Genomic DNA, 20,818 nt, shown 5'->3' on the forward strand with positions numbered 1-20,818 from the left:
ACCGAAATCGAACTCGAGGATGTCCAGACGGGGACCTACGACCTCGAGGCCGACGACGGTGAGAACACGGACATCATCGAGGTAGAGATCGTCCAGAACGTCCAGACGGCAACGCCGGAACCGACGGCCACGGCGACGCCCGAGCCGACGCCGACCGAAACGATGGAACCGACCGACACGCCGACGCCCACCAGCGGTGGCGGGCCCGGCTTCGGTGCCATCGTCGCGGTCATCGCGCTGCTCGCGGCGGCCCTGCTGGCCACCCGGCGCGACTAACTCACCACGACTGACCGCCGGTAGCGGTCACACGGTGCGGATTTTTTATTGACGTTTCGTCGATAGTGACAACGCTCTGCTACTGGCTTGACGTGTTAATCTCGTCCACCTACCGAACGACGTTGTTCGAGACGGCACCGGGCCGACCGAGACGGGAGACGAGTGAGTCCTCACCGTCGCCTGGATGCTTGTCGCGCTATCGCGAGACACCCTGAACACTCCAAAAAGATGGGGGATCGACGCCCTGTATTCACCCTAACCGCGGCCGGGTGGCCATACTTGTGGTCGGCGAAGGCGTCGAGCGTGAAGGTATTGAGCTTGTGAGGAGCCGAGTCGCACGCGAGCGCGGTCACAGCCGTATGCCGGGCGTTGCAGCAGGACTCGATCAGCGGGCTGTCTTAGGTGACGAGTTCGCTGGGATCGGGTAGGCGGCCGCCATTCGGTGGATATCCGCCGAGCACCGACACCAGACTGTCAGGGAGAGCATCGCCGTTGGTGAGGATCGCACCAAAGCCACCAGACACCGCGATAGCCGCTGTTGACCTCGGGCAAGCGACCTTCCCGTCGTCGATCTGGTGGCCACGCCCTCGTTGTCAAGGCCGTCCGTGAGACCGACCCACTCCTCGACAATGACAACTAGGCGCACGAGACTGAACCACAGGTACGGAGTCCATCCTGGATTCCCTACTGTGTTCTCGCCCAACCACCGATCCCCGGTTTTCCAGATCGAGTATGTAACGTTTTTCGCTCACGAATACGATAAATGGTTAAAATTGGGCCGTCAGGTTCTAAAACGTAGAGATACAAAGTCCGTTTGGATACGGATCATGGATATAGCGATCACTGCCCGTGACGTCTTTCACGTGCTCTCGCCCGTCGGCTGTCTGGTTGAAGCGCTGTCGACCGCCCTGTTGCTCGTCGCGATGGCCGGCTGTGCCGTCGCCGCCCTCCCCTGAGCGCCTACTTGGTCCAGACCACTTTCACGTCTCCGCCCGGGAGTGACGATTCCCACCACAGCGTAACGTCACGCGCACGCGTCCCCTCGGGGACGGCGTACACGAGGTCGCCCCGAGTGACGGTTCGTGCCGCCAACTCGCCGCCTTCGTAGGGATCGTCACTGACCTCTTGGTGTTGCGGGCGCCGTTCTCCGTCGACTTCGAGGACGAACTCCGAGGCGTCGGGTGTGGTCTGTGCCTCGTCGAGAGAATTACGGACGTCGATGCGCATGACTGCCCACTCGCCACCCGCTTCGGGGGCTGGCGTCCGCGGCATCGGCGTCGATTCCGCCGTCTCCGTCGATTCCGGCGTGGCGGTCATTGTCGGCGTCGGTTCTCCCGTCGTGGTGGTTTCGTTGGTTCCATCGTCGGGGGTCGGATACGTCGGTTCGAACGACCCGCCGAGGACATTCATGTACAGGCCCGTCGGCACGACATAGTAGTTATTAAAATCGAGTTGCCTCGGCGTCGCCTCTATCGACCACGTCTCGTCGAAGGCCGTGAGTCGGAACTCGTAGGTGCCCAGATACTGGAGCGAAAAGCGGGGACTGTGCCACTCGCCTGTCTCGCCTGCAGCGAGAGTCATCTCGATATTTCCGCCCTGTCGCCACTCCTCGCCGTTCCGTCTCGTCTCTAGGGTCGCGGTGAAGGTCCCTTCCGCGGAACCGGTGTTGCGGACGCCGAGTGCAAAGGTCGTCGGGATGTTGAGCGTCACCTGCTCGGGTGCCTCGACGTCGCGGAACTCGAACTCCGCGGACCCATCTCCGGTGCGGGTAGTCGTTCCCGACCCGGTCGCTGTTTCCGTGGACCCGCCTTCGGCGGGAGTGCTCGTTCCCGACTCGGTCCCTGTTGGCGTCGCGGTGTTCGAGCCATCGCCGTTCGAACAGCCGGCGAGGGCGGCGATTCCGGCCGAAGCGAGGAACGCGCGGCGTCGCATACGTTCACTTCCGCCGCCCCGACATATATGGAATCCGGTCCGTCGCCGCCGCTCTAATCGGCAACCGGCCCCTGCGGAAACCCGGACGAACCCCGTGTCGTGCGAGTAGTTCCCCCGTTCCTGGACGAGTGGTCTCACGACGGCACGTGATCGACCGAAATCGAACTCGAAGGCGTCTGGACGGGGACCGACGAGCGTGAATTCAAGAACGATGACAGATATCGACGGGGTAGAGAGCGTCCAGATAACGACGATGGACCCGACCGACACGCTGACGCCCACCAGCGGTGCGGCCCCGGCTTCGGTGCCGTCGTCCGGCCATCCGTTGATCGCCGCGGCCCTACTAGTCACCCGGCACGACTAACCGCCAATAGCGGTCGTTCAACTGTCGGTTTTATGGACATCGTGCATACAGCGGCCGCCCCGTCGATCCGTCGCGCCCGAACGGCGGAGCGAAGGCTGGCCTCGCTTATACTAAGAAACGCAACCGCGGCCCGAACGACGACGATGTCGTGTTCGAACTGGGAGTACCAGTTGGTGGGTGGGGGGAGGTAGGCCGCGGTCACGAGATGTTTGTCAGCCTCCGTTCATAAGTGTATGGGGTGCCTCACCCGACGAGCGGCGGCCACGGGATCCGGAGTTACGTCTCGCGGCGCTCCGCAACCACTAAACGCGTTTCGTCCCTCCCTCCGATGATGGTAGACTGGACGGAGAAGTACCGACCGTCGACGCTGTCGGCCGTCCGGGGGAACGACAAGGCTCGCGATGCGCTGGCAGAGTGGGCGAAGACGTGGGACGACCACCGAGAGGCGGTCGTCGTTCACGGAAGCCCGGGCGTGGGCAAGACCTCGGCTGCGCACGCGCTGGCGTCGGACAGGGGATGGGAAACGGTCGAACTCAACGCCTCGGACCAACGGACCGCCGACGTTATCGAGCGGTTCGCCGGTCGGGCATCGAAGAACACGACGCTCGCTGGCGCGACGGGCGGCGGTGGCGGCCGTCAACTCGTCATCCTCGACGAGGCGGACAACATCCACGGCAACTATGATCGCGGCGGCGCCAGCGCCCTCACCCGTGTCGTGAAGGACGCCGACCAACCAATCGTCCTGATCGCCAACGACTACTACGACATGAGCCGGGGACTCCGCAACGCCTGCCGCGAAATCGAGTTCCGCGACGTCTCCGCCCGGTCGATTGTACCGGTCCTCCGTGATATCTGCCGACGGGAAGGGATCGAGTTCGAGGCCGACGCCCTGGACCGAATCGCCGAGGTAAACGACGGCGACCTCCGCTCGGCGGTCAACGACCTCCAGGCTGCCGCCGAGGACGGCCGCCGGCTGACCGTCGACGACGTGGCGACGGGTGACCGTGACCGGGGGCTCGATGTCTTTCCCTTCCTCGATGCGGTGTTGAAAGAGGAGACAGCTGAGGAGGCGATTCAGTCCGCGTACCGCGTCGATGAGACGCCCGACGACCTGACGAAGTGGGTCGCGGAAAACGCGCCGAAAGTGTATGAGGGGGCGGAACTCGCCCGGGCGTACGATGCCCTCGCGGACGCCGACCGCTGGCTTGGACGGGTACGTGCCAGCCAAGAGTACGGCTACTGGCGGTACGCGACCGACGCCCTCGCCGGTGGTGTGGCTGCCGCCCGCGACGGGTCGAAGGGTGGCTGGACGCGCTTCTCGCGCCCGCAGTTCTGGCCGTCCTCGGATTCGACGGCCGACGAGGTGGTCCGCAAAATTGCCGAGCGTGGCGGCTTCAGCATGGCGACCGCCCGCCGCGAGGTGTTGCCCTTCCTCGCGGCGATGACCCACCACTGCAAACCCCGCGAACTGACCGTGGCGATGGCGGCGTACTACGACTTCGACGCCGAGGCGGTATCGTTCGTCACCGGAAGCGGTGAGACGACAAACAAGGTGGCAGCTATCGTCGAGGACGCGGGTGAGCGCCGGGCGTCGACGATGGAAGAACACTCGGAGGCGTTCGGCGGGACCCGGGAGATGGCGACCGACCCCGACGACGGCATGGCCGCGACGGCGGCCACGTCGGCGGCCGACTCCGACAGTGACGACGAACCCGACGGCGACCCTGCCGACGACGACGACGGCCAGGCCGGACTCTCGGATTTCATGTGACGACACTTTTTGTCACACCGTGGCGTGGGGTCGAGCATGCGAGCTGCCGTCCTCCGCGAGCACGGCGAACCGCTGGAGATCACTGACGTCGACCGGCCCGATCCGGCCCCCCACGGCGCCGTCGTCGCCGTTGAGGCCTGTGGTGTCTGTCGGAGCGACTGGCACGCGTGGCAGGGACACGGCGAGTGGGTCGGTGACCGCGCGACTGAGGGCCAGATTCTCGGCCACGAACCCGCGGGTCGCGTCGTTGCCGTCGGCGACCACGTCGACCGGGTGCGCGAGGGCGACCGAGTCGCCGTCCCGTTCAACCTCGGCGACGGGTCCTGTCCCCAGTGTCTGAGCGGCCACGGCAACGTCTGTGAGGACGGCCTCGCGCTCGGCTTCCAGCAGGAGGCCCAAGGCGCGTTCGCCGAGGCGGTCCACGTCCCTCACGCCGACTACAACGCGATGGCACTCCCGGATGGTGTTTCGGCCCGCGACATGGCTGCGCTTGGCTGTCGGTTCATGACGGCCTTCCACGCGCTGACCGCACGCGGAGAGGTCGGCGGCGGCGACTGGGTCGCCGTCCACGGCTGTGGCGGAGTCGGTCTCTCGACGGTCCACATCGCCGATGCGCTGGGCGCGCAAGTCGTCGCGGTCGACATTCGGGACGCGGCGCTCGACCTCGCGGACGACCTCGGCGCCGATGCGGTCGTGAACGCAGCGGGACGTGACGGCCGCGCGGTCACCGGCGACGTGCGTTCGGTAACCAACGGAGGGGCACACGTCTCCGTCGACGCCCTCGGGGTTGCCGAGACGTGCCGAAACTCGGTGTTCTCGCTGCGCCGTCGTGGGACCCACGTCCAGGTGGGCCTGACGACCGACGAGGAGCGCGGCGAGGTGTCGCTCCCCGTCGAGCGCCTGGCGATGATGGAGGCGGACTTCCGGGGCGCCCGGGGGATGCCGCCGACGCGCTACGACGAACTCCTTCGACTGCTCGAATCGGACGCCATCGAGCCGGGACGGTTGGTTCGACGCGAGGTGTCGCTGGAGGCGGTGCCCGAGCGTCTGGCGGCGATGACCGACTACGAAACGACGGGCGTGGAAGTGGTCACGGAGTTTGCCTGACGGCGCCGGTCAGTCGCTCCGGGTAGAGGCGACCGCTCCGGCCCGGCCGTCCGGCCGGGCCCGCCGAGTCAGTAACGCCGCGGCGAGGACGGCGGCGCCAGCGAGGGCGAAGCAGGCGACGTTGAGCAGACGGACAGTCGAGGTGTAAAACACCAGGTCGCGGCCGAGCAGCATCCCTGCGAGGAGAGGAAGGAGGGCAAAGCTCGTCGCGTACCGAAGCTGGGGAACGGTCGTCCCGGCGAGCCAGCGGGTGGCGGCGAGCAATGCCGCGACGGCGACGAGAGCGGCGCCGTAAAACAGCGCCTGTGCGGCCGGGGTGTACGCGATTGGCGTGAACACGCGACTGACGACGGTGCTTGCGACGATGGCTGCGAGAGCGACTCCCAGCGTCTTCCGGACGCGGGGAAGCGGTGGGCCGCGCTCGGTCCGGGCGGAGAGGGTCGTCCAGACGAGCAACGAGAAGATTGAGAGTGCGACGACGAGGTGAGCTCCCTGTGTCGGCGCCGAGTACCCCTGCGGGAGGACTCCGTTGAGGGTGACAGTCACCGCGCCGATGCTGATCTGAAGCGGGAGGAGACACACGGCGAGCGTCGCCGCGAGGCGCGTCCGCCGCCCCGGCCGGCGCCACGCCCAGAGGGCGGTTCCGAGGATGAACCAGCCGGTCACCATCGCAATCAGGCGGTGGAACCACTCGATGAAGCTCGGAATCGTCTGGGGAAGCAGCCCGTTGTCACACAGCGGCCATTGGGCCGAACAGGCGAGCCCCGACCCGGTCGCTGCGGTGTAGACTCCGAGCATGACAAGCGAGAGGGTCATCCCGGTCGTGAACGCCGCGAACCGGGGGAAGCTGATCGCCTCTCGGACACCCCGTATGGAACGGCTCATGCGCGCGTCTCGGGGCCACGCGCACTTAGACCTGTCCGACCTGCCCACGGGTTGGGAACACTCCGCGGCCGGGCGCTGATCGGAGCGGGTTCCGTCCCGGCGCGGACCGTCTTTCTCGGATAGTTTTTTACCTACACCCTCTGTGGTCGCGGTCATGGGACTTGACGACGACGCCAGGGAGTATCACCGACAGGACCCTCCCGGAAAAATCGAGATTTCGACGACGAAGCCGACGAACACACAGCGGGATCTGAGTCTCGCGTACTCCCCCGGCGTGGCGGCGCCGTGTTCCGACATCCACGGCGACTCCGACCTCGCCTACGAGTACACGTCGAAGGGAAATCTCGTGGGCGTCATCTCGAATGGCTCGGCTGTCCTCGGCCTGGGTGACATCGGTGCTCAGGCGTCGAAGCCCGTCATGGAGGGGAAGGGTGTCCTGTTCAAGCGCTTCGCCGACATCGACGTGTTCGACATCGAACTCGACTTCGACGATCCAGAGGACGTCATCCGCTCGACGCGGGCGATGGAGCCGACTTTCGGCGGCATCAACCTTGAGGACATCAAGGCGCCCGACTGCTTCGAAATCGAGGAGCGCCTCCGCGAGGAGATGTCGATCCCGGTCTTCCACGACGATCAGCACGGCACCGCCATCATCATCGGTGCAGGACTGGTCAACGCCGCTGACATCGTCGACAAGGATCTCGCCGACCTAGAGGTGGCAATCTCCGGGGCCGGCGCCAGCGCCATCGCGACCGCCGAGTTCCTCGTCTCGCTCGGTGTCCGCCGGGAGAACGTGACGATGTGTGACTCCTCGGGGATCATCACGACCAACCGCGCCGAGGCCGGCGAGGTCAACGACTACAAGGCGCGCTTCGCGAGCGACCGCCCTGCCGGTGACCTGGCCGACGCCATGACCGGCGCTGACGTCTTCGTCGGTCTGTCGGTCGCGGGTATCGTCGACCCCGAGATGGTACGCTCGATGGCCGACGACCCCGTCATCTTCGCGATGGCCAACCCCGAACCCGAAATCGACTACCACAAGGCCAAGGAGGCCCGCGACGACACCGTCATCGTTGGCACGGGACGCTCCGATTTCCCCAATCAGGTGAACAACGTCCTCGGGTTCCCCTTCATCTTCCGGGGCGCCCTCGACGTGCGGGCGACCGAGATCAACGAAGAGATGAAGATCGCGGCCGCGCGCGCCCTCGCCGACCTCGCCCGCAAGGACGTGCCGGACTCGGTGCTGAAAGCTTACGGCGACCAGCCGCTCCAGTTCGGTCCCGAGTATATCCTCCCCAAGCCCGTCGACCCGCGCGTGATGTTCGAGGTGGCTCCCGCGGTGGCACAGGCGGCCATCGAGAGTGGTGCAGCCCGGAAGTCCATCGACCTCAGCACCTACCGCGAGGAACTCGAGGCGCGCCTCGGCAAGTCCCGCGAGATGATGCGGGTCGTCCTCAACAAGGCCAAGACCGACCCCAAGCGGGTCGTCCTCGCCGAGGGAACCGACGAGAAGATGATCCGTGCCGCCTACCAGGTCGCCGAGCAAGGGATTGCCCACCCCATCCTCATCGGCGACCGCGAGACCATCTGGACGTCGATGGACGATCTGGGACTGGATTTCGACCCCGAGATCGTCGACCCCGCCACGGACGAACTCGACGCCTACGCGGATCGGCTGTACGAACTCCGCAAGCGCAAGGGGATCACCCGCCGCGAGGCGAACGAACTCATCCACGACGGCAACTACCTCGGAAGCGTGATGGTCGAGGTGGGCGACGCCGACGCGATGCTGACCGGCCTGATGCACCACTACCCGTCGGCGCTACGGCCGCCGCTCCAGGTGATCGGGACCGCCGATGATGCCGAGTATGCGGCCGGCGTCTACATGCTCACCTTCCGCAACCAGGTGGTCTTCGTCGCCGACGCGACGGTCAACCAGGACCCCGGCGCGGACGAGTTGGCCGAGATTGGCCGCCACACCGGCGAGTTGGCCCGGCGGTTCAACGTCGAACCGCGGGCGGCGTTCCTCTCGTATTCGAACTTCGGGAGCGTGGACAACGCGGGGACGCGCAAGCCCCGACGGGCGGCCGAGATGCTACGCGACGATCAGGCCGTCGACTTCCCGGTCGACGGGGAGATGCAGGCCGACACGGCCGTCGTTGAGGATATTCTCGATGGGACCTACGACTTCGCCGAGTTGGAGGACCCCGCGAACGTACTGATCTTCCCGAACTTGGAGGCGGGGAACATTGGCTACAAACTCCTCCAGCGTCTCGGCGGCGCCGACGCCATCGGCCCGATGCTGGTCGGCATGGACGAACCAGTTCACGTCCTCCAGCGGGGCGACGAGGTCAAGGACATCGTCAACCTCGCTGGCGTCGCCGTCGTCGACGCACAGGAACGCGAGCGGTAGGCAGTCGACCACCGCATTCAGGTTCAGTCCCCCGCCCGGCGCTCGGCTCGTGAGGGCGGCGGAATCTCGCGGCCGGTGTCGCCGCGGTCTTTCTCTCGTGACCGGTCGTCGGAGTGTGGGAGCACACACCGATCCGTCCGGCGGTTGACGTGGGCGTACTGCTCGGGGTCGTTGGCGAGCGGGTGGGCGGGGTTGACACGGCTGTCGATACGGGCCGCTCGCAGCTCCTCGAAGTGAGCGATTCGTGCGCGGACCCCCCGCCAGTGGTACTTGCTGTGTGTCGGCACCTCAACCCGGTGGGCGGGGCGCCAGTCGGGGTGGTCGGCCGCGAGAGTCGCGTCGTTGACGTTCGCGGCCAGGTCGTCGTGGTCCACGAGAACGCCGACCCGCGACCCCGGTGGCGCGCGGGCCGCGAGGACATCGAGTCCGAGGTGGAGCGCCCGATACTCGGCGACGTTGTTGTCGGGTGGCGTGTCCGGCAGTGCGAGGCGTGCTACCCGGCGGCCGTCGCGCGTCTCGATGACCGCCCCAAGCCCGCCGCCGTCGGATCGATAGGAGCCGTCGGTGGCGACGTAGAAGTGTCGGTGGTGGGTGCGCGGCGGATGCGCGATGTGGGGCGTGGGCGAGTCGTCGAACAGGTTCCGGAGCGTCGAACGGCCGTGAACGGCCATACGACTCGTTTGCGATGGGGTAACTTAAACGTACGGCGCGAGTCACCCGCAAAACCTACCCGCGCGTCGCCCGTCGCCCCGGTCGTGACCCCGACTGCCCGTTCCCTGATGGAGACAGACGTGGAGACGGTCGCCCCCGACGACGAGGTGAGTGATGTACTCGGTCGGCTGGCGGACGTCGAGTTCAACGGCTTTCCCGTGGTGGATCCCGAGGGTGCCGTCGTCGGCATCGTCACCCAATACGATCTCGTCCACCTCTTTCAGACCGAGGACCGGACGCTGTGGATTCCGGTCGGCCTCCCGCCGTTCACCGAGACACTCACCTACGCCGTCGACGTGTCGTGGGACGACCTCGACCTCGGCATCGACCTCGCGCGGAACGCCGACCGGCCGATCAGCGAGGTGATGACCACCGACGTGGTGACGGTCGCACCTACCGACGACCTCGATGCGATCCTCGACCTGTTGGCCGACGACGAACGCGACATCAACCGGCTCCCGGTCGTCGAGGACGGCCGACTCGTCGGTATCGTCGCGCGCCAGGACGTGTTGCGGGCGGTTCGCGACTTGCGCGCCGAATCGAAACGTTGAGTGGGGGTTCGCGCCGATAGTACGGTGTGTCACGGTACCGAGATTTTGCGCTCTTTCTGGTCCTCGCGGCCGTCTGGGGGTCCGCGTTCATGGCCATCAAGGCCGGCCTCGCCTACTTCCCACCCGTCCTCTTCGCCGCGCTCCGGTACGACGTCGCCGCCGTCCTCATGCTCGGCTACGCCGTCTGGGTCGTCGACGACCCCCTGCCGCGTGGCCGCGGTGAGTGGGCGCTGATCGCTGTCGGCTCGACGCTCCTGATCGCGGGCTATCACGTCCTGCTGTTTCTCGGGGAGTCCGATCCCGCGGTGACCAGCGCCGCCGCCGCGGTCATCGTCAGCCTCAGCCCCGTGTTGACGACGGGGTTCGCCCGCGTCTTTCTCCCCGCGGAACGACTGACCGTCGTCGGGAGTGTCGGCCTGCTCTGTGGACTGCTCGGCGTGGCCGTCCTCGCCCGCCCAGACCCCGACGCACTGGTGACCGGCGGCGTCGTCGCGAAACTGCTCGTGTTCGGCGCCGCGACGGCCTTTGCCCTCGGGTCGGTGCTGACCCGTCGTATCGACGCCGAGTTACCCGTCGAAACCATGGAGGCGTGGTCGATGCTCGGCGGCGCCCTCCTGATGCATCTCGTCTCGCTCGGCCTCGGAGAGTCGGTCGCGGACGTCACTCTCTCGATGACTGCCGTCCTCTCGCTTGCCTACCTCGCGCTCGCGGCGAGTGCGCTCGGCTTTCTCATCTACTTCCACCTGCTAGATCGACTGGGCGCCGTCGAGATCAACCTCGTCTCCTACGTCGCACCCGTGTTTGCCGCCCTCGCCGGCTGGCTCCTCCTCGACGAGGGACTCTCTCCGGCGACAGCCGTGGGGTTCCTGTTGATATTCTCCGGGTTCCTCCTCGTCAAGCGCCGGGCGATCCGTGCGGAACTCCCCCGACTCGGTGCGTCGATCCGTGAGTTGGGCAACGACCGTTAGAGGTCCACGTCGCGGGTGGTGAAGGCACCTTCGTCGGCTTCGGGATCGTAGCCTTCGACCGCCGAAAGCACCATATCGAGGACGGTCTCGGCGCCCCATCGCCCGGTGTTGATCGAGAGGTCGTAGAAGGACTGATCGTCGACGTCGATGCCGTAGTAACTCTCGTACCGCCCGGCCTCGCTCACCTCGCGAACCCGCAGGAGCGGGCCGATAGAATCCTCGTCGTCCAACTCTTCGAGACGAACGTCGTTGGACGCACGCTCGTCGGGTCGCTCGATTTCGTAGCTCACCTCGTAGTCGCTGAGGCGTTCGATCCGCACCTCCTCGGGCGCGTCGAGCCAGACCCGCAGGTCGGCCCGGTTGCCCGCGAGCCACCCGGCGAGCCGCGATTCGAGGATGAACGGCTTGTTCGCCGCGCCCCACTGTTCGGCGATGCGGCGCAACCGCTGGTCGAGTGCCCGGTCGATCTGATCGTCTTCCTCGGCCTTGGCGATGAGTTGCTGGACCGACAGTCCGCGATCCGCCGCGAGGTCACGGAAAATATCGCCGCCGATGACGTACCCGCAGTCGAGGGCCTCCGCCAACCCCTCGGTGAGCGTCGTCGCACCACACCCCGGCGGACCGGAGACGGTGATGAACAGGTTGCTGTCGACTTGCCGCTCTGTGGTGGGGCTCGCGTCCGACATGAACGTTCGTCCCCACCTACGCGTCACTGTGGTTAAGAGAACACCGGTTCGGCCCGGCCCGGACGCCCGATTCGGCGTCCGTATTCGCGCCGTTCGGATGATTGGAATAAAAGAATCAACGGCGTCGATAAAAGGTTAGCGACGTTTTGCACGGCTCGTGAACGGAGCGGCGACGTGTGGGCCGCGGGTGAAAATCCGCGAAACGACGCCAACGCTCGCCGGGGTATATGGGGTCCGGGGTGCATCGAGAAGACGAGGTGTCCCCGATGTCGAACTCGTCTCCCACCGCCCCCATCGACCGCGTGCCCCGACTCCACGAACTCGTCGACGCTTGGCCCCCCCAGCGGAGCCTCGAAGTCGTCGCCGCACCACTCCGGTTCATCGCCTTCTGGGCCGCCGTTGCCCTCCCTTTCCTCTACCTTCCCTTGCTCGTTGGCGGCCTCCGAGGCCAGCAGGTGACGGTGTTCGTCGGTCTGCTGTTCGCGAACGTCGTCGCTCTCGTCATCGGTCACGAACACGGCCGCTGACCCGCCCTCGGTGGCGCGAGGAAAGCGTAATCAATTATGTACCTGGGGACGGAGTGTGTCGTATGCTCGGCCTCTCGCAGCGCGGACTGATCGGGATCGTTCTGATGCTCGTCGGCACCGCGGCCTTCTTTCCGGCGGTGTTCCCGGGGAGCGCGCCGTCGCCGCTCAACCTGCTCCCGCTGGCCGCAGCGGCATTGTTGACCCTCGGTACCTACCTCGTCGGCACCGACGTCGAGGGGCGCCCCGCCTGAGCCGGGTCACCCGTCCGCTCGCTCCCGTCGCCCCCAGATCCGCTTTTCAGGAACCCGAACCCGCAGGTCTTCGTCCAACTGAATCCGACAGGAGAGTCGCGGATACCCCCACTGTGACGCCAGCTTGTCGTGCCAGTCGGTCGGTGGCGCCGTTCCAGCCTCGATCCGGACGCCACAGGTGGCACACAGCCCCCGGCCGCCACAGTTCGCGCTTTCGGTGAGACGCGTATACGGCGAGTGATCGGCGTCGAGCAGGGCCGCCCGAAGGGTCGTCCCCGCCGGCGCAACGATGAGATCCTCCGTCCCATCCGTGTCCACCACCTCGACGTACACCACTTCGCAACTCATCCCGATCCCCCGCCGAGGTCGACCACCGGTCGCGGGTAGTCGACGCCGAGTTCGACGCCGTACTCCGCCTGGTCCGCCGGTGTGAGCTGCCACGGTTCGTGAGCGGCCGCCGGCGGGAGCGCGTCGAGTTCGGGGAGCCAGTGGGAGACGTACGCCGCCTCGGAGTCGTACCGCTTCGCCTGCCCCAGCACGTCGAACGAGCGGTTCCGGGAGTCGTTGCCCACGCCGGCGATGTACGCCCAGTTGCCGTAGTTCGACGCGGGATCGTAGTCGACCAGTTGCGTCTCGAAGTACGCCGCACCCTTCCGCCAGTCGATCCGGAGGTCGTTCGCCAGGAAGGAGGCGGCGTTCTGCCTGGCTCGATTCGAGATGTAGCCCGTCCGGTTCAGCTCTCGCATGGCCGCGTCGACAAACGGGATTCCCGTCTCCCCACGTTTCCACCGCTCGAACGCCGTCGTGTCGTCCGTCCAGTCGATATCGCGCTCTCGGATGCCGCCCGGCGCGAAAAACTGCGCACCGTGCTTGGCGAACTGGAACTGGAAGAAGTCCCGCCAGATCAGCTCGAAGCGCAGCCAGTACGTCGAGTCGTTGGCGACGCGGCGCTTCTCGTAGCGGTCGACCGCCGCGCTCACCCGTCGTGGCGAGAGACAACCCTCGTTCAGCCACGGCGAGAACTTCGAGGAAAAGTCGCGTCCGAGCAGGCCGTTCCGGGTTTCCTTGTACTCCCGGAGCGAGTCCGTCTCCCAGAGATACGCTTCGAGTCGCTCTAAGGCGGTGGTCTCCCCGCCCTCGAAGTCGAGGGCCGCCCGGTCGTCCGTGGGTAGCTCCTCGATTCCGAGGTCTGCGGGGCTTGGGACCGATCCAGGATCGACCGCCGGCCGCGTCGGGAGGTCGGGGGTCGGGTACGGGTCCCGGACCGTCGCCGCCGACTCGACGTGCTCTCGGAACGGGGTGTACGTGTCCGCGATTTCGTCGATCTCTTCCGGGAGGTCGTCGGGGTGATAGAGCGTATGTCCCCAGTGGCGGACGAGCGGCACGTCCCCGAGACCGTCCGCGACCCGTCGCTCGCTCGCCTGCTCTTCGGGTGTCGGTTTGGTGTGGACGTGGACGGCGTCGGCGTCGACGCTGGCCGCCAGTTCCGGGAGGACCGCCGACGGCTCCCCGGTTCGCACGACGAGGTCGCTCTCCTGGGCACGGAGACGTTCACGGAGGTCGCCGACGGCTGCACACCGAAATGCTGTGCGGTGCCCGCCGGTTTTCTCGAACACGAAGGAGTCCGGGCCGCCGAAGGCCGCCGCGTCGTATCGGCTTGGATCGACGACGTACACCGGCAGCAGGCGGTCGGCCGACGCCGCGGCGACCAGCGCCGGGTTGTCGTGGAGTCGTAGGTCGCGCCGAAGCCACAGGAGGGTGGTCTCGGAGTCCATTGCCCCTCGTAACGGTCACAGTCCCATCAATGCGAGGCCGGGGCTACCGCTCGTCGACGAATCGTGCGCCGAGCGTGAAACTGCCGAGGAGGATCACGAGCAACTGAAAGCCTGAGCGGACGACCGGAAAGATTCGTTCGACGTTTGCGGGTTCCGCTCCCGGCGACGGGTCGACCCCCGTCCAGTAGTGGGTATTTCCGGTCGTCCGCTCGGGGTCGGCCGACAGGTCGACGAACGTCTGGACGACCCCCCGCTGGTTCGACAGGAGGAGTTCGCCGTTGACGGTGAAAAAGCGGTCGTAGAGGGGATAGAACGCGTTCACGCCGTTGGTCATCAGATCGGGGAGGATACCACCGACGAGCAACGCCGCGAGGGCGACCCAGGCCACCCGAACCCCGCGGGACCCCCAGCGGCGGCGGAGGCGCGACGCCGGCCCGCGGCGGGTATCGTAGGCGAGGACGACACCGCCGACGGCGGGCAGGACGAGCGTGTGCAACAGCGCCCGGTGGGCACCCTGCAGAACCAGGCCGGCGAAGGTGTCGAGGTCGGGTACCGCGGTGGCGGCGAGAACGACGGCGACGGCGCGGCGGTCGAACTCGTCCCCGAGCAACGCGGCGGCGATCAGGCCGCCGATAGCGAGGTGGACGACCGTCGAAGGCATGCGTAGCCCTTGGCCGTTACGGGCTTGAATCCCTTGCCTGCTCGGGCCGGGAGACGGTCACGGAGCCGAGCGACGCGAACCGAGCTTCGACGGTGTCCCCGGGGTCGAGCGCCACCAGCGGCGTGAGCGACCCTGTCGAGACGAGGTCGCCGGCCGCCAGTCGCGTCCCGTGGTCTGCGAGTGTCTCCGCCAGCCAGGCCACCACCCGCGTGGGACCGCCGAGGACGTCGGCGCCGATGCCGGTCGCGACTCGCTCTCCGTTTCGGCGAACCGACACGGCTTCGAGTTCGGTATCGAGTTCCGTTGGGGCCGCCGCTCGCCCGCACTGGACGACCCGGGCGGCGAGGGCGTTGTCGGCGACGGCGCTCCCCGCGTCGACCGCCCAGTCGCGGAGCCGCGAGTCGACCACCTCGACCACCGGGACGACCGACGCTGTCGCGGCGAGGACGTCGGCGGGCGTGACCGGTGGGTCGAGCGGCGCCCCGAGACGGAAGGCGAGTTCCGGTTCCACCTTCGGCTCGATCAGGGTGTCGTCGAGTCGTCCTTCGCCCCGGACTGTCTCGGCGAGCACGCGCCCGTACGCGGGTTCGTCGACGCCGAGTTCGTCTTGGATGGCCGCCGCGGTGAACCCCACCTTGTAGCCGACCGGCGGCCCCTCCGTGTTCGCACGGCGGTCGAGGACCGCCTGCTGGACAGCGTAGCCGTCGGCGACCGTCAGCGTCCGGGCCGGCGGGTCGGTCGGCTCCCCGGTCCGGTAGGCCTCGTACAGCCGCTCGGCGAGTTCCTCGACCGCTGTCGCGTCGATGGTCCGTGACATCGACACCTACTGTGGCCCAGACCGACAAAGCTCCCGGGGATCGTTCGGCGGTGGTTCGGCCTTTCGGTACCCTTTTGCGCTCACCGCCCGGATTTCAGGTATGGTTTGGTCCCTCGGAGAGTGGGGTGACCGATGAGCGACGAGCCCCGTGACGACCTCGCCAGGCGAATCGCCGGCGAGATCACGCTCAGTTCCAACCCGGGTGCCACGCTCCGGAAGTGGCGCACAGACTTTGACGTCTCGCAGACGGAACTCGCCGAGCGACTGGGCGTCTCCTCGTCGGTCATCTCTGACTACGAGAGTGGTCGACGGGAGAGCCCCGGGATCGGCGTCGTCAGTCGGATCGTCCGCGCCTTACTCGACATCGACGAGTCCCGCGGCGGCGGGCGCATCCGCCAATACGCGCGCGTCATCTCCGCGGGCTTCGAGAGCGACATCGTCCATGACCTCCGCGAGTATCCGACATCGATCCCGCTGTCGCGGTTCTACGAGGCGATGGAGGCGACGGAGATCATCAGCGGTGAACACGACCACGTCAGCGGCCACACCGTCATCAACAGCATCGAGGCGATCACACGCCTCCCGAGCGAGGAGTTCTACCGCCTGTACGGCCAGAGCACGAACCGTGCGCTCGTGTTCACCGACGTGACTCGCGGGGAGTCGCCACTGGTGGCGCTCCGCGTGGTGAATCCGACGCCAAACGCCGTCGTACTCCACGGACTGGACCCCGAGGATCTCTGGGAGTACGCGACGGAACTCGCGAAAATCGACGGGTTCGCCCTCGCCGTCTCGAACTGCGACCTCGATACGGCGCTCGCAGAGATTCGCGAGCTACCTTAGTCGACGTACTCGTAGGTCCGCTCGTTCATTCGGCCCCAGCCGGTGAAGACGAACTCCCCGCTCGGGACGGTGAACTCCTCTAGTTCCCGCTCTTTTTCGTGGTTGTGAGCGTCGTGGACGCGCCCGTACTCCTCGAAGCTCAGGTCGTACCGGCGGGCAAGCTGTTCGTCGATGTCGAGTGCCTCGACCTCCTCGCGCCACCCGTCGGCGACCGTCTCGGAGTGAATCTCCGCCTGCGCACCGGAACCGTAGGAGCCGACGAGGAGTTTCTCGCCCGCCAGTGCCCGTCCCGTCTCGGCGGCGGTCTTGAGCGCGCTCGCGCGGGCGACGTGGACCGATCCGGTGTACCAGTTGCCCACCTGCCGCGAGAGCGTGAGCGTCGGATCGACGGTCCGCCCGTACCACGTGTCGTAGGTGTCCGTTTCCTTCAGCGCGTCCATATACTCGCGGATGGCTTCCTCGTAGGCGTCCCAGTCCTCGAAGTCGGCCTCTCGGGGCTGGCGACCGATTTCGTCGGTGAGGCCGTCCTCGATGTCAGTGCCGCGGGTCATGTGCCGGAAGCCGAGCAGTGCGGCCTTTCGCACCATCCCCGGGAACGGCGTGTGGAAGGGAATGTACGCGTAGTCGTCGGGGTGGGTGCGGCCGGCGACCGACTCGAAGTCCTCTAAGGCTTCGCGCATCCGCGCCAGATACACCTGCACCGAGCGCTTGCCGTCGACACTCGGGAACTGTTGGTTCGGCTTCAAGAAGTCCGTCTCGTCGGCGCTCCCGTAGCCTTGGTGTGTTGAGAGTTCCACCACACTCGGGTTCTCGTCGACGAGCATCGCCACCGCGCCCGCCCCCTGTGTAGCTTCGCCGGGGTCACCCCGGGCGTACAGCGCGGTGTCGGTGGCGATCACCAGCGCCGCGCGTCCGCGATTGCGCCCCGCTTTGATCCAGTTGTACGCGTCGTCGATGCTCTGGGTGCCCGCCACGCAGGCGAACTTCCGTTCGCCCTTATTCGCGTGGTGGAAGTCGCCGTCGTAGACGTCCTCCAGACACCCCGCGATGTACGTCGAAACGGGCTTGGAGTTGTCGAACGCGCTCTCGGTCGCCACGTCGATGCGGCCGATGTCGTCCGGTTCGAGTCCGTTCCGATCCATCAGGCGCTTGGCCGCGTTCGCGCCCATCGTGACGATGTCCTCGTAGGTGTCCGGGAAGGAGGAGGCCTTCAGTCCCAGCCCCTTCGTATACTTCTCCGGGTTGTCGTCTTTCGCCGGCGCGAACGTTTCGGCTAAGTCGAGGGCGAGTTTCCCCGTCCAGATTTCGATTGCGTCGATACCGACGGCTGTCATACCCTCGGGTTGCGGGAGCCGCTATATGGGTTTGTCGATGCTGGATACGTCGCACGTCGAAATGCGTCTCGTCAGGCCGCGGCTCACCGCGTTCGCCGCGGTGCTTCGAGCCTCAGTCGCAGCCCACGCCGTCCGCCCCGGAGTCCGACCGGACGGCCCACGCCGCTGGGCAAGAACGTACCCGCCGCGTACTTGCGGCAGACCGTACCTGTCGACCCACAGTCGATGGCGAGGTCGAACGCGACCATCACCGTCAGGACGCACACAGTGGTCGCGCCCCGGAATCCACGCGACGAACCCGACGCCCCAGAGGACAAGAGTGGAGTGGCGGGGAGGTAGCGAGTTCCAAGGATGGCCGGCAAAGCAGGTGGTCACATCTATGCCGATTGCCGGGCGCCGCGCGAGGCGTACAGTTCTGCGTGTGTCGGCTTACTTGGGGCCGTTGCCTCTCCCGGGACCGTTGCCTTTCTTGCCGTCGTCATGGTCGTCGTCCTCGTCCCAGTCGTCGTCCTCGTCGTCGTCGTCATCGCCGTCGCAGTCATCCTCGTCGTCTTCGTCGTCGTCCCAGTCGTCTTCGTCGTCGCCCCAATCATCGTCGTCCCAGTCGTCCTCATCCTTCTCACACGTGTCGTCGCCGTCGTCGTCGCGGGGGGTCGACGTCGGCGTCGTGGCAGGTGTCGACACGTCGCCTTGGCTGATCTCGCCTTCACTGTCCACCGCGTCGATCTTGCCACCCATCTCCGATTCGACCGGTTCCTGCGCCGTCACCGTCGTCTCCGCCCGGAACAACACCGTGTTCGTGGGTTCGTCCACCAGCCGTATCGTCACGACGCTGCCCGGAGCGTAGCTCTCCGAGACGTTCCAGCCTTCGCCGGGGTCGAAGGTGTCGTCCCCGCCCGAGAGCGTTCCGTCGCTCCACCCGAGTCCCGTCCCGCTCTCGTTCACCCGGACGACCAGTCGCAGGTCCTCGCTCGGGAGCGAGTCGCCGCCCTGATGCGAGAGGGTGATCCCGTCCGTGTCGACCTGTCCCGTGACGGTGGCCTGTGGCGCCTCCGAGGACTGCGTGACCGTCTCCATCGCGTACGCGCCCGCCACGCCGACGGAGGCGACGACGAGGCCGACGACGAGGATGGTGCCGACGAGTTCGGACTGGGCACGGTCGGGCATCTGTCGCGTTGAAATCAGTCGGTCCACGGTATGAGTCTGTCGACGATAGTATTAGGACTGATAGCGTGACTGGTGTCCAGATCGAACCGGATGGGGGCGTCAGCCAACAACGAGCCGCTGGTAATCGACATCGACCGTCACGGAGTCGCCTCCCGGACCCGTTCGCTCGTATCGAACGTAAAGCGTTCCGGTGTTGCTAACCTCGTCCGTCGCGGCGCCGTTCAGCGTTACCGGACCGTCGTTGAAGTCGGTCAGCGGAATCGTTTGGAGGACGGTGTCGTCGTCGTCGACGATCCGTACATCCACCTTCCCAGCCTTGTTGCTCTCGTAGCCGATATCCAGTTCGTACGTGCTCGTGGACCCGACATTCCGGGTCACGGTTCCGACGTTGAGGTCGCTACCACTGGTGGTTAGACTGGCGGTCTGACCGTTTGCCGCTTGCATATTCTCGAAGTCGTCGATGTCCCCCGCCGGATCGTCCGGCGGCACGTCGGAGTTCTCGAAGGCCTCGTTTCCGTCGACTGCGTCGTCAAACTCGTCCGGGTAGACGTACGTCGTGCCTCCCGGTATGTCTCCGACGTTCCCCAGCGGCACCACGGTCACGTTGATCCGTACCGACTCCGGTTCCTCGCCGCTGAAGTCCGGCCGATCCACGGGCCGCTTGAAGCTGAAGTTGATGCTATCGTCGCGTGCGCTGGAGAGCGAGTCGGGAGCGCCGTACTCGTAGACGACCCGTCCCTGCCCGTCCGAGGCTCCCGTCGTCGGCCGAATCGACCCCTCACCATCGACGGCAGCCTCGACGGGCACGCCCGAGACGGGGTTGTTGTACCCGTCCCGCACCTCGAGGACGATCCGACGAGTGCCACCCGCGGTGACACTGTCGGCACCGTCGACGACGGTCAGGTACTGCTCGGTGGTGTCGGTCACGCCGGTGCCGACACCGACCTTCGCCATCCGCAGGCGGTAGGTGCGGTTGGAGACGAGGTCGACCACGAGCGTCTCGTTGCTCGGATAGACGGTCACGCCGTCCGCGTTCCCGTCGATCCGTCCACCGTTGCTCTCGTACTGATCGGCGAGCAGGCGCTCCCACTCGCTCTCGGAGAGGTCGGTCGTCACTTTGATTTCGATGTCGCTCCCGTTGACCGCGACGGTTCGGTCACTCGCGCTCACGGGGGACGGACTGATCGTCGCGGCCTGGGTCCCGCTCCGGCTGTACGACCCGTTCAGCGCGACGACGTAGATGAGGTTTCCGCTGAGGAGTTGCTGATCGGTCACCGCCCGATTTCGGTCGTCGTCGAACCCGTTGTACAGCACCGTGTCGGCGTACGCCGTCCGCGGAGCGTTCTGATACAGGCTGTAATCGGGACGGTAGCTCAGCCGCTGGGTCGCGTACGAGCGGTTGCTCCCGTTCCAGAAGTCGGCCGTCTCGCCGTCGACTGCCGTGGCGTTGACAATCGACACTTTCCCGCCGGGTTCGGTCCGTAAGCTCCCGCTCGATGGCGGCGGATTCACCGCGACGATGCGGGTCGGATAGCGGGTGCCGAGCGGCACCGCCGTCGGACTGGTTCGTTCGGCCGACGCGGTTCGAAGGATACCGTTGCGTACGTCCTGTAGGCTCCCCTGAACCTGCTGGTTGTGGTCGAACTCCACGCGCTTGTTCTGGTCGGGCACGACCGTCGATTGGTAGAGCGCCAAGCCGATGACGAGAAAGCCAAGGAGGAGAATGGCGCCGACTTGGAGGGCGGCGGCTCGCCGGTCGTCCCGGAATCGCATAGCGAGCCT

22 protein-coding genes are annotated in these 20,818 nt (G+C 66.5%); 11 read left to right on the forward strand and 11 right to left on the reverse strand.

All coding sequences use genetic code 11. The annotated features are described in order from the left end of the window. Positions 1–276, forward strand: a 276-nt coding sequence (locus NO878_RS00005) for a PGF-CTERM sorting domain-containing protein (protein ID WP_256403912.1), incomplete at its 5' end; no start/stop codon positions are given. Positions 277–1,103: 827 nt separating this feature from the next. Then, positions 1,104–1,232, forward strand: coding sequence for a hypothetical protein (locus tag NO878_RS00010; protein ID WP_256403914.1), 129 nt, complete (start codon positions 1,104–1,106; stop codon positions 1,230–1,232). Positions 1,233–1,236: 4 nt separating this feature from the next. On the opposite strand, the gene NO878_RS00015 is transcribed toward NO878_RS00010, so the two are convergent. Next, positions 1,237–2,208 (reverse strand): DUF4352 domain-containing protein, encoded by a 972-nt coding sequence (locus NO878_RS00015; protein WP_256403915.1) that lies wholly within the window; start codon positions 2,206–2,208, stop codon positions 1,237–1,239. 211 nt (positions 2,209–2,419) lie between these two features. Between NO878_RS00015 and NO878_RS00020 the strand changes: the two genes are divergently transcribed. The 3 genes from NO878_RS00020 to NO878_RS00030 all read left to right on the forward strand — a co-directional run bounded on the left by NO878_RS00020 (position 2,420) and on the right by NO878_RS00030 (position 5,450). Beyond that, positions 2,420–2,572, forward strand: a complete 153-nt coding sequence (locus tag NO878_RS00020; RefSeq protein WP_256403916.1) for a hypothetical protein — start codon at positions 2,420–2,422, stop codon at positions 2,570–2,572. A gap of 331 nt (positions 2,573–2,903) precedes the next feature. Then, the gene (locus tag NO878_RS00025) at positions 2,904–4,343 is read left to right on the forward strand and encodes a replication factor C large subunit (protein WP_256403917.1); all 1,440 of its coding nucleotides are present in this window, start codon (positions 2,904–2,906) and stop codon (positions 4,341–4,343) included. A 36-nt stretch (positions 4,344–4,379) separates the two neighbouring features. After that, complete coding sequence (locus tag NO878_RS00030; protein ID WP_256403918.1) at positions 4,380–5,450, forward strand: zinc-binding dehydrogenase; 1,071 nt, start codon at positions 4,380–4,382, stop codon at positions 5,448–5,450. A gap of 9 nt (positions 5,451–5,459) precedes the next feature. On the opposite strand, the gene NO878_RS00035 is transcribed toward NO878_RS00030, so the two are convergent. Further along, positions 5,460–6,335, reverse strand: a complete 876-nt coding sequence (locus tag NO878_RS00035; protein WP_256403919.1) for a COX15/CtaA family protein — start codon at positions 6,333–6,335, stop codon at positions 5,460–5,462. 154 nt (positions 6,336–6,489) lie between these two features. Here NO878_RS00035 and NO878_RS00040 point away from each other — a divergent pair, with 154 nt between their 5' ends. After that, complete coding sequence (locus NO878_RS00040; RefSeq protein WP_256403920.1) at positions 6,490–8,748, forward strand: NADP-dependent malic enzyme; 2,259 nt, start codon at positions 6,490–6,492, stop codon at positions 8,746–8,748. A gap of 23 nt (positions 8,749–8,771) precedes the next feature. Here NO878_RS00040 and NO878_RS00045 read toward each other — a convergent pair whose 3' ends face one another. Continuing rightward, positions 8,772–9,419, reverse strand: a complete 648-nt coding sequence (locus NO878_RS00045; RefSeq protein WP_256403921.1) for a ribonuclease H family protein — start codon at positions 9,417–9,419, stop codon at positions 8,772–8,774. A gap of 108 nt (positions 9,420–9,527) precedes the next feature. Here NO878_RS00045 and NO878_RS00050 point away from each other — a divergent pair, with 108 nt between their 5' ends. Beyond that, a complete protein-coding gene (locus NO878_RS00050; RefSeq protein WP_305882550.1) occupies positions 9,528–10,010 on the forward strand; it encodes a CBS domain-containing protein in 483 nt (160 codons plus the stop codon). Between the two features lie 26 nt (positions 10,011–10,036). Beyond that, complete coding sequence (locus tag NO878_RS00055) at positions 10,037–10,978, forward strand: DMT family transporter (RefSeq protein ID WP_256403923.1); 942 nt, start codon at positions 10,037–10,039, stop codon at positions 10,976–10,978. Here the strand turns inward: NO878_RS00055 and cmk are convergent. Further along, entirely contained in the window at positions 10,975–11,664 is a 690-nt protein-coding gene (cmk, locus tag NO878_RS00060; protein WP_256403924.1) for a (d)CMP kinase, read from the reverse strand. The two genes, NO878_RS00055 and cmk, sit on opposite strands and share 4 nt — an antisense overlap. A 266-nt stretch (positions 11,665–11,930) precedes the next feature. Between cmk and NO878_RS00065 the strand changes: the two genes are divergently transcribed. Together NO878_RS00065 and NO878_RS00070 are read left to right on the forward strand one after the other, a co-directional pair. Continuing rightward, entirely contained in the window at positions 11,931–12,191 is a 261-nt protein-coding gene (locus NO878_RS00065; protein WP_256403925.1) for a DUF8028 family protein, read from the forward strand. A 62-nt stretch (positions 12,192–12,253) separates the two neighbouring features. Continuing rightward, positions 12,254–12,442, forward strand: a complete 189-nt coding sequence (locus NO878_RS00070; RefSeq protein WP_256403926.1) for a DUF8178 family membrane protein — start codon at positions 12,254–12,256, stop codon at positions 12,440–12,442. Between the two features lie 6 nt (positions 12,443–12,448). Here the strand turns inward: NO878_RS00070 and NO878_RS00075 are convergent, their stop codons facing one another. The 4 genes from NO878_RS00075 to NO878_RS00090 are packed head-to-tail and all read right to left on the reverse strand — an operon-like array spanning position 12,449 to position 15,695. Further along, positions 12,449–12,790 (reverse strand): 2Fe-2S iron-sulfur cluster-binding protein, encoded by a 342-nt coding sequence (locus tag NO878_RS00075; RefSeq protein WP_256403927.1) that lies wholly within the window; start codon positions 12,788–12,790, stop codon positions 12,449–12,451. After that, on the reverse strand, positions 12,787–14,217 hold the full coding sequence (locus NO878_RS00080; protein WP_256403928.1) for a DASH family cryptochrome: 1,431 nt from the start codon (positions 14,215–14,217) through the stop codon (positions 12,787–12,789). Before NO878_RS00080 ends, NO878_RS00075 begins: the two co-directional genes overlap by 4 nt. A 43-nt stretch (positions 14,218–14,260) precedes the next feature. After that, positions 14,261–14,878 carry a metal-dependent hydrolase gene (locus NO878_RS00085; protein WP_256403929.1) on the reverse strand — a complete coding sequence of 206 codons (618 nt, stop codon included), beginning with the start codon at positions 14,876–14,878 and terminating at the stop codon, positions 14,261–14,263. Between the two features lie 16 nt (positions 14,879–14,894). Beyond that, the gene (locus NO878_RS00090; protein ID WP_256403930.1) at positions 14,895–15,695 is read right to left on the reverse strand and encodes a 2-keto-4-pentenoate hydratase; all 801 of its coding nucleotides are present in this window, start codon (positions 15,693–15,695) and stop codon (positions 14,895–14,897) included. Between the two features lie 132 nt (positions 15,696–15,827). On the opposite strand from NO878_RS00090, the gene NO878_RS00095 reads away from it, so the two are divergent. Further along, complete coding sequence (locus NO878_RS00095; protein ID WP_256403931.1) at positions 15,828–16,535, forward strand: helix-turn-helix domain-containing protein; 708 nt, start codon at positions 15,828–15,830, stop codon at positions 16,533–16,535. On the opposite strand, the gene hmgB is transcribed toward NO878_RS00095, so the two are convergent. The 3 genes from hmgB to NO878_RS00110 all read right to left on the reverse strand — a co-directional run bounded on the left by hmgB (position 16,532) and on the right by NO878_RS00110 (position 20,809). Further along, positions 16,532–17,869 (reverse strand): hydroxymethylglutaryl-CoA synthase, encoded by a 1,338-nt coding sequence (hmgB, locus tag NO878_RS00100; RefSeq protein ID WP_256403932.1) that lies wholly within the window; start codon positions 17,867–17,869, stop codon positions 16,532–16,534. The two genes, NO878_RS00095 and hmgB, sit on opposite strands and share 4 nt — an antisense overlap. 429 nt (positions 17,870–18,298) lie before the next feature. Continuing rightward, on the reverse strand, positions 18,299–19,036 hold the full coding sequence (locus NO878_RS00105) for a type IV pilin N-terminal domain-containing protein (protein WP_256403933.1): 738 nt from the start codon (positions 19,034–19,036) through the stop codon (positions 18,299–18,301). A gap of 99 nt (positions 19,037–19,135) precedes the next feature. Next, positions 19,136–20,809, reverse strand: coding sequence for an Ig-like domain-containing protein (locus NO878_RS00110; RefSeq protein ID WP_256403934.1), 1,674 nt, complete (start codon positions 20,807–20,809; stop codon positions 19,136–19,138). Between the last annotated feature and the right edge of the window lie 9 nt (positions 20,810–20,818).

Source organism: Haloplanus ruber, from assembly GCF_024494725.1.
Lineage (GTDB): Archaea > Halobacteriota > Halobacteria > Halobacteriales > Haloferacaceae > Haloplanus > Haloplanus ruber.

Excerpts from the sequence above, each read along its gene's own strand:
- NO878_RS00050 (WP_305882550.1), top strand. The coding sequence starts at position 9,528 with ATGGAGACAGACGTGGAGACGGTCGCCCCCGACGACGAGGTGAGTGAT.
- NO878_RS00040 (WP_256403920.1), top strand. The coding sequence starts at position 6,490 with ATGGGACTTGACGACGACGCCAGGGAGTATCACCGACAGGACCCTCCC.
- NO878_RS00095 (WP_256403931.1), top strand. The coding sequence starts at position 15,828 with ATGAGCGACGAGCCCCGTGACGACCTCGCCAGGCGAATCGCCGGCGAG.
- NO878_RS00035 (WP_256403919.1), bottom strand. The coding sequence starts at position 6,335 with ATGAGCCGTTCCATACGGGGTGTCCGAGAGGCGATCAGCTTCCCCCGG.
- NO878_RS00045 (WP_256403921.1), bottom strand. The coding sequence starts at position 9,419 with ATGGCCGTTCACGGCCGTTCGACGCTCCGGAACCTGTTCGACGACTCG.
- NO878_RS00110 (WP_256403934.1), bottom strand. The coding sequence starts at position 20,809 with ATGCGATTCCGGGACGACCGGCGAGCCGCCGCCCTCCAAGTCGGCGCC.
- cmk (WP_256403924.1), bottom strand. The coding sequence starts at position 11,664 with ATGTCGGACGCGAGCCCCACCACAGAGCGGCAAGTCGACAGCAACCTG.
- NO878_RS00070 (WP_256403926.1), top strand. The coding sequence starts at position 12,254 with ATGCTCGGCCTCTCGCAGCGCGGACTGATCGGGATCGTTCTGATGCTC.
- NO878_RS00025 (WP_256403917.1), top strand. The coding sequence starts at position 2,904 with ATGGTAGACTGGACGGAGAAGTACCGACCGTCGACGCTGTCGGCCGTC.
- NO878_RS00075 (WP_256403927.1), bottom strand. The coding sequence starts at position 12,790 with ATGAGTTGCGAAGTGGTGTACGTCGAGGTGGTGGACACGGATGGGACG.
- NO878_RS00010 (WP_256403914.1), top strand. The coding sequence starts at position 1,104 with ATGGATATAGCGATCACTGCCCGTGACGTCTTTCACGTGCTCTCGCCC.
- NO878_RS00015 (WP_256403915.1), bottom strand. The coding sequence starts at position 2,208 with ATGCGACGCCGCGCGTTCCTCGCTTCGGCCGGAATCGCCGCCCTCGCC.
- NO878_RS00105 (WP_256403933.1), bottom strand. The coding sequence starts at position 19,036 with ATGCCCGACCGTGCCCAGTCCGAACTCGTCGGCACCATCCTCGTCGTC.
- NO878_RS00090 (WP_256403930.1), bottom strand. The coding sequence starts at position 15,695 with ATGTCACGGACCATCGACGCGACAGCGGTCGAGGAACTCGCCGAGCGG.
- hmgB (WP_256403932.1), bottom strand. The coding sequence starts at position 17,869 with ATGACAGCCGTCGGTATCGACGCAATCGAAATCTGGACGGGGAAACTC.
- NO878_RS00080 (WP_256403928.1), bottom strand. The coding sequence starts at position 14,217 with ATGGACTCCGAGACCACCCTCCTGTGGCTTCGGCGCGACCTACGACTC.
- NO878_RS00030 (WP_256403918.1), top strand. The coding sequence starts at position 4,380 with ATGCGAGCTGCCGTCCTCCGCGAGCACGGCGAACCGCTGGAGATCACT.
- NO878_RS00020 (WP_256403916.1), top strand. The coding sequence starts at position 2,420 with ATGACAGATATCGACGGGGTAGAGAGCGTCCAGATAACGACGATGGAC.
- NO878_RS00065 (WP_256403925.1), top strand. The coding sequence starts at position 11,931 with ATGTCGAACTCGTCTCCCACCGCCCCCATCGACCGCGTGCCCCGACTC.
- NO878_RS00085 (WP_256403929.1), bottom strand. The coding sequence starts at position 14,878 with ATGCCTTCGACGGTCGTCCACCTCGCTATCGGCGGCCTGATCGCCGCC.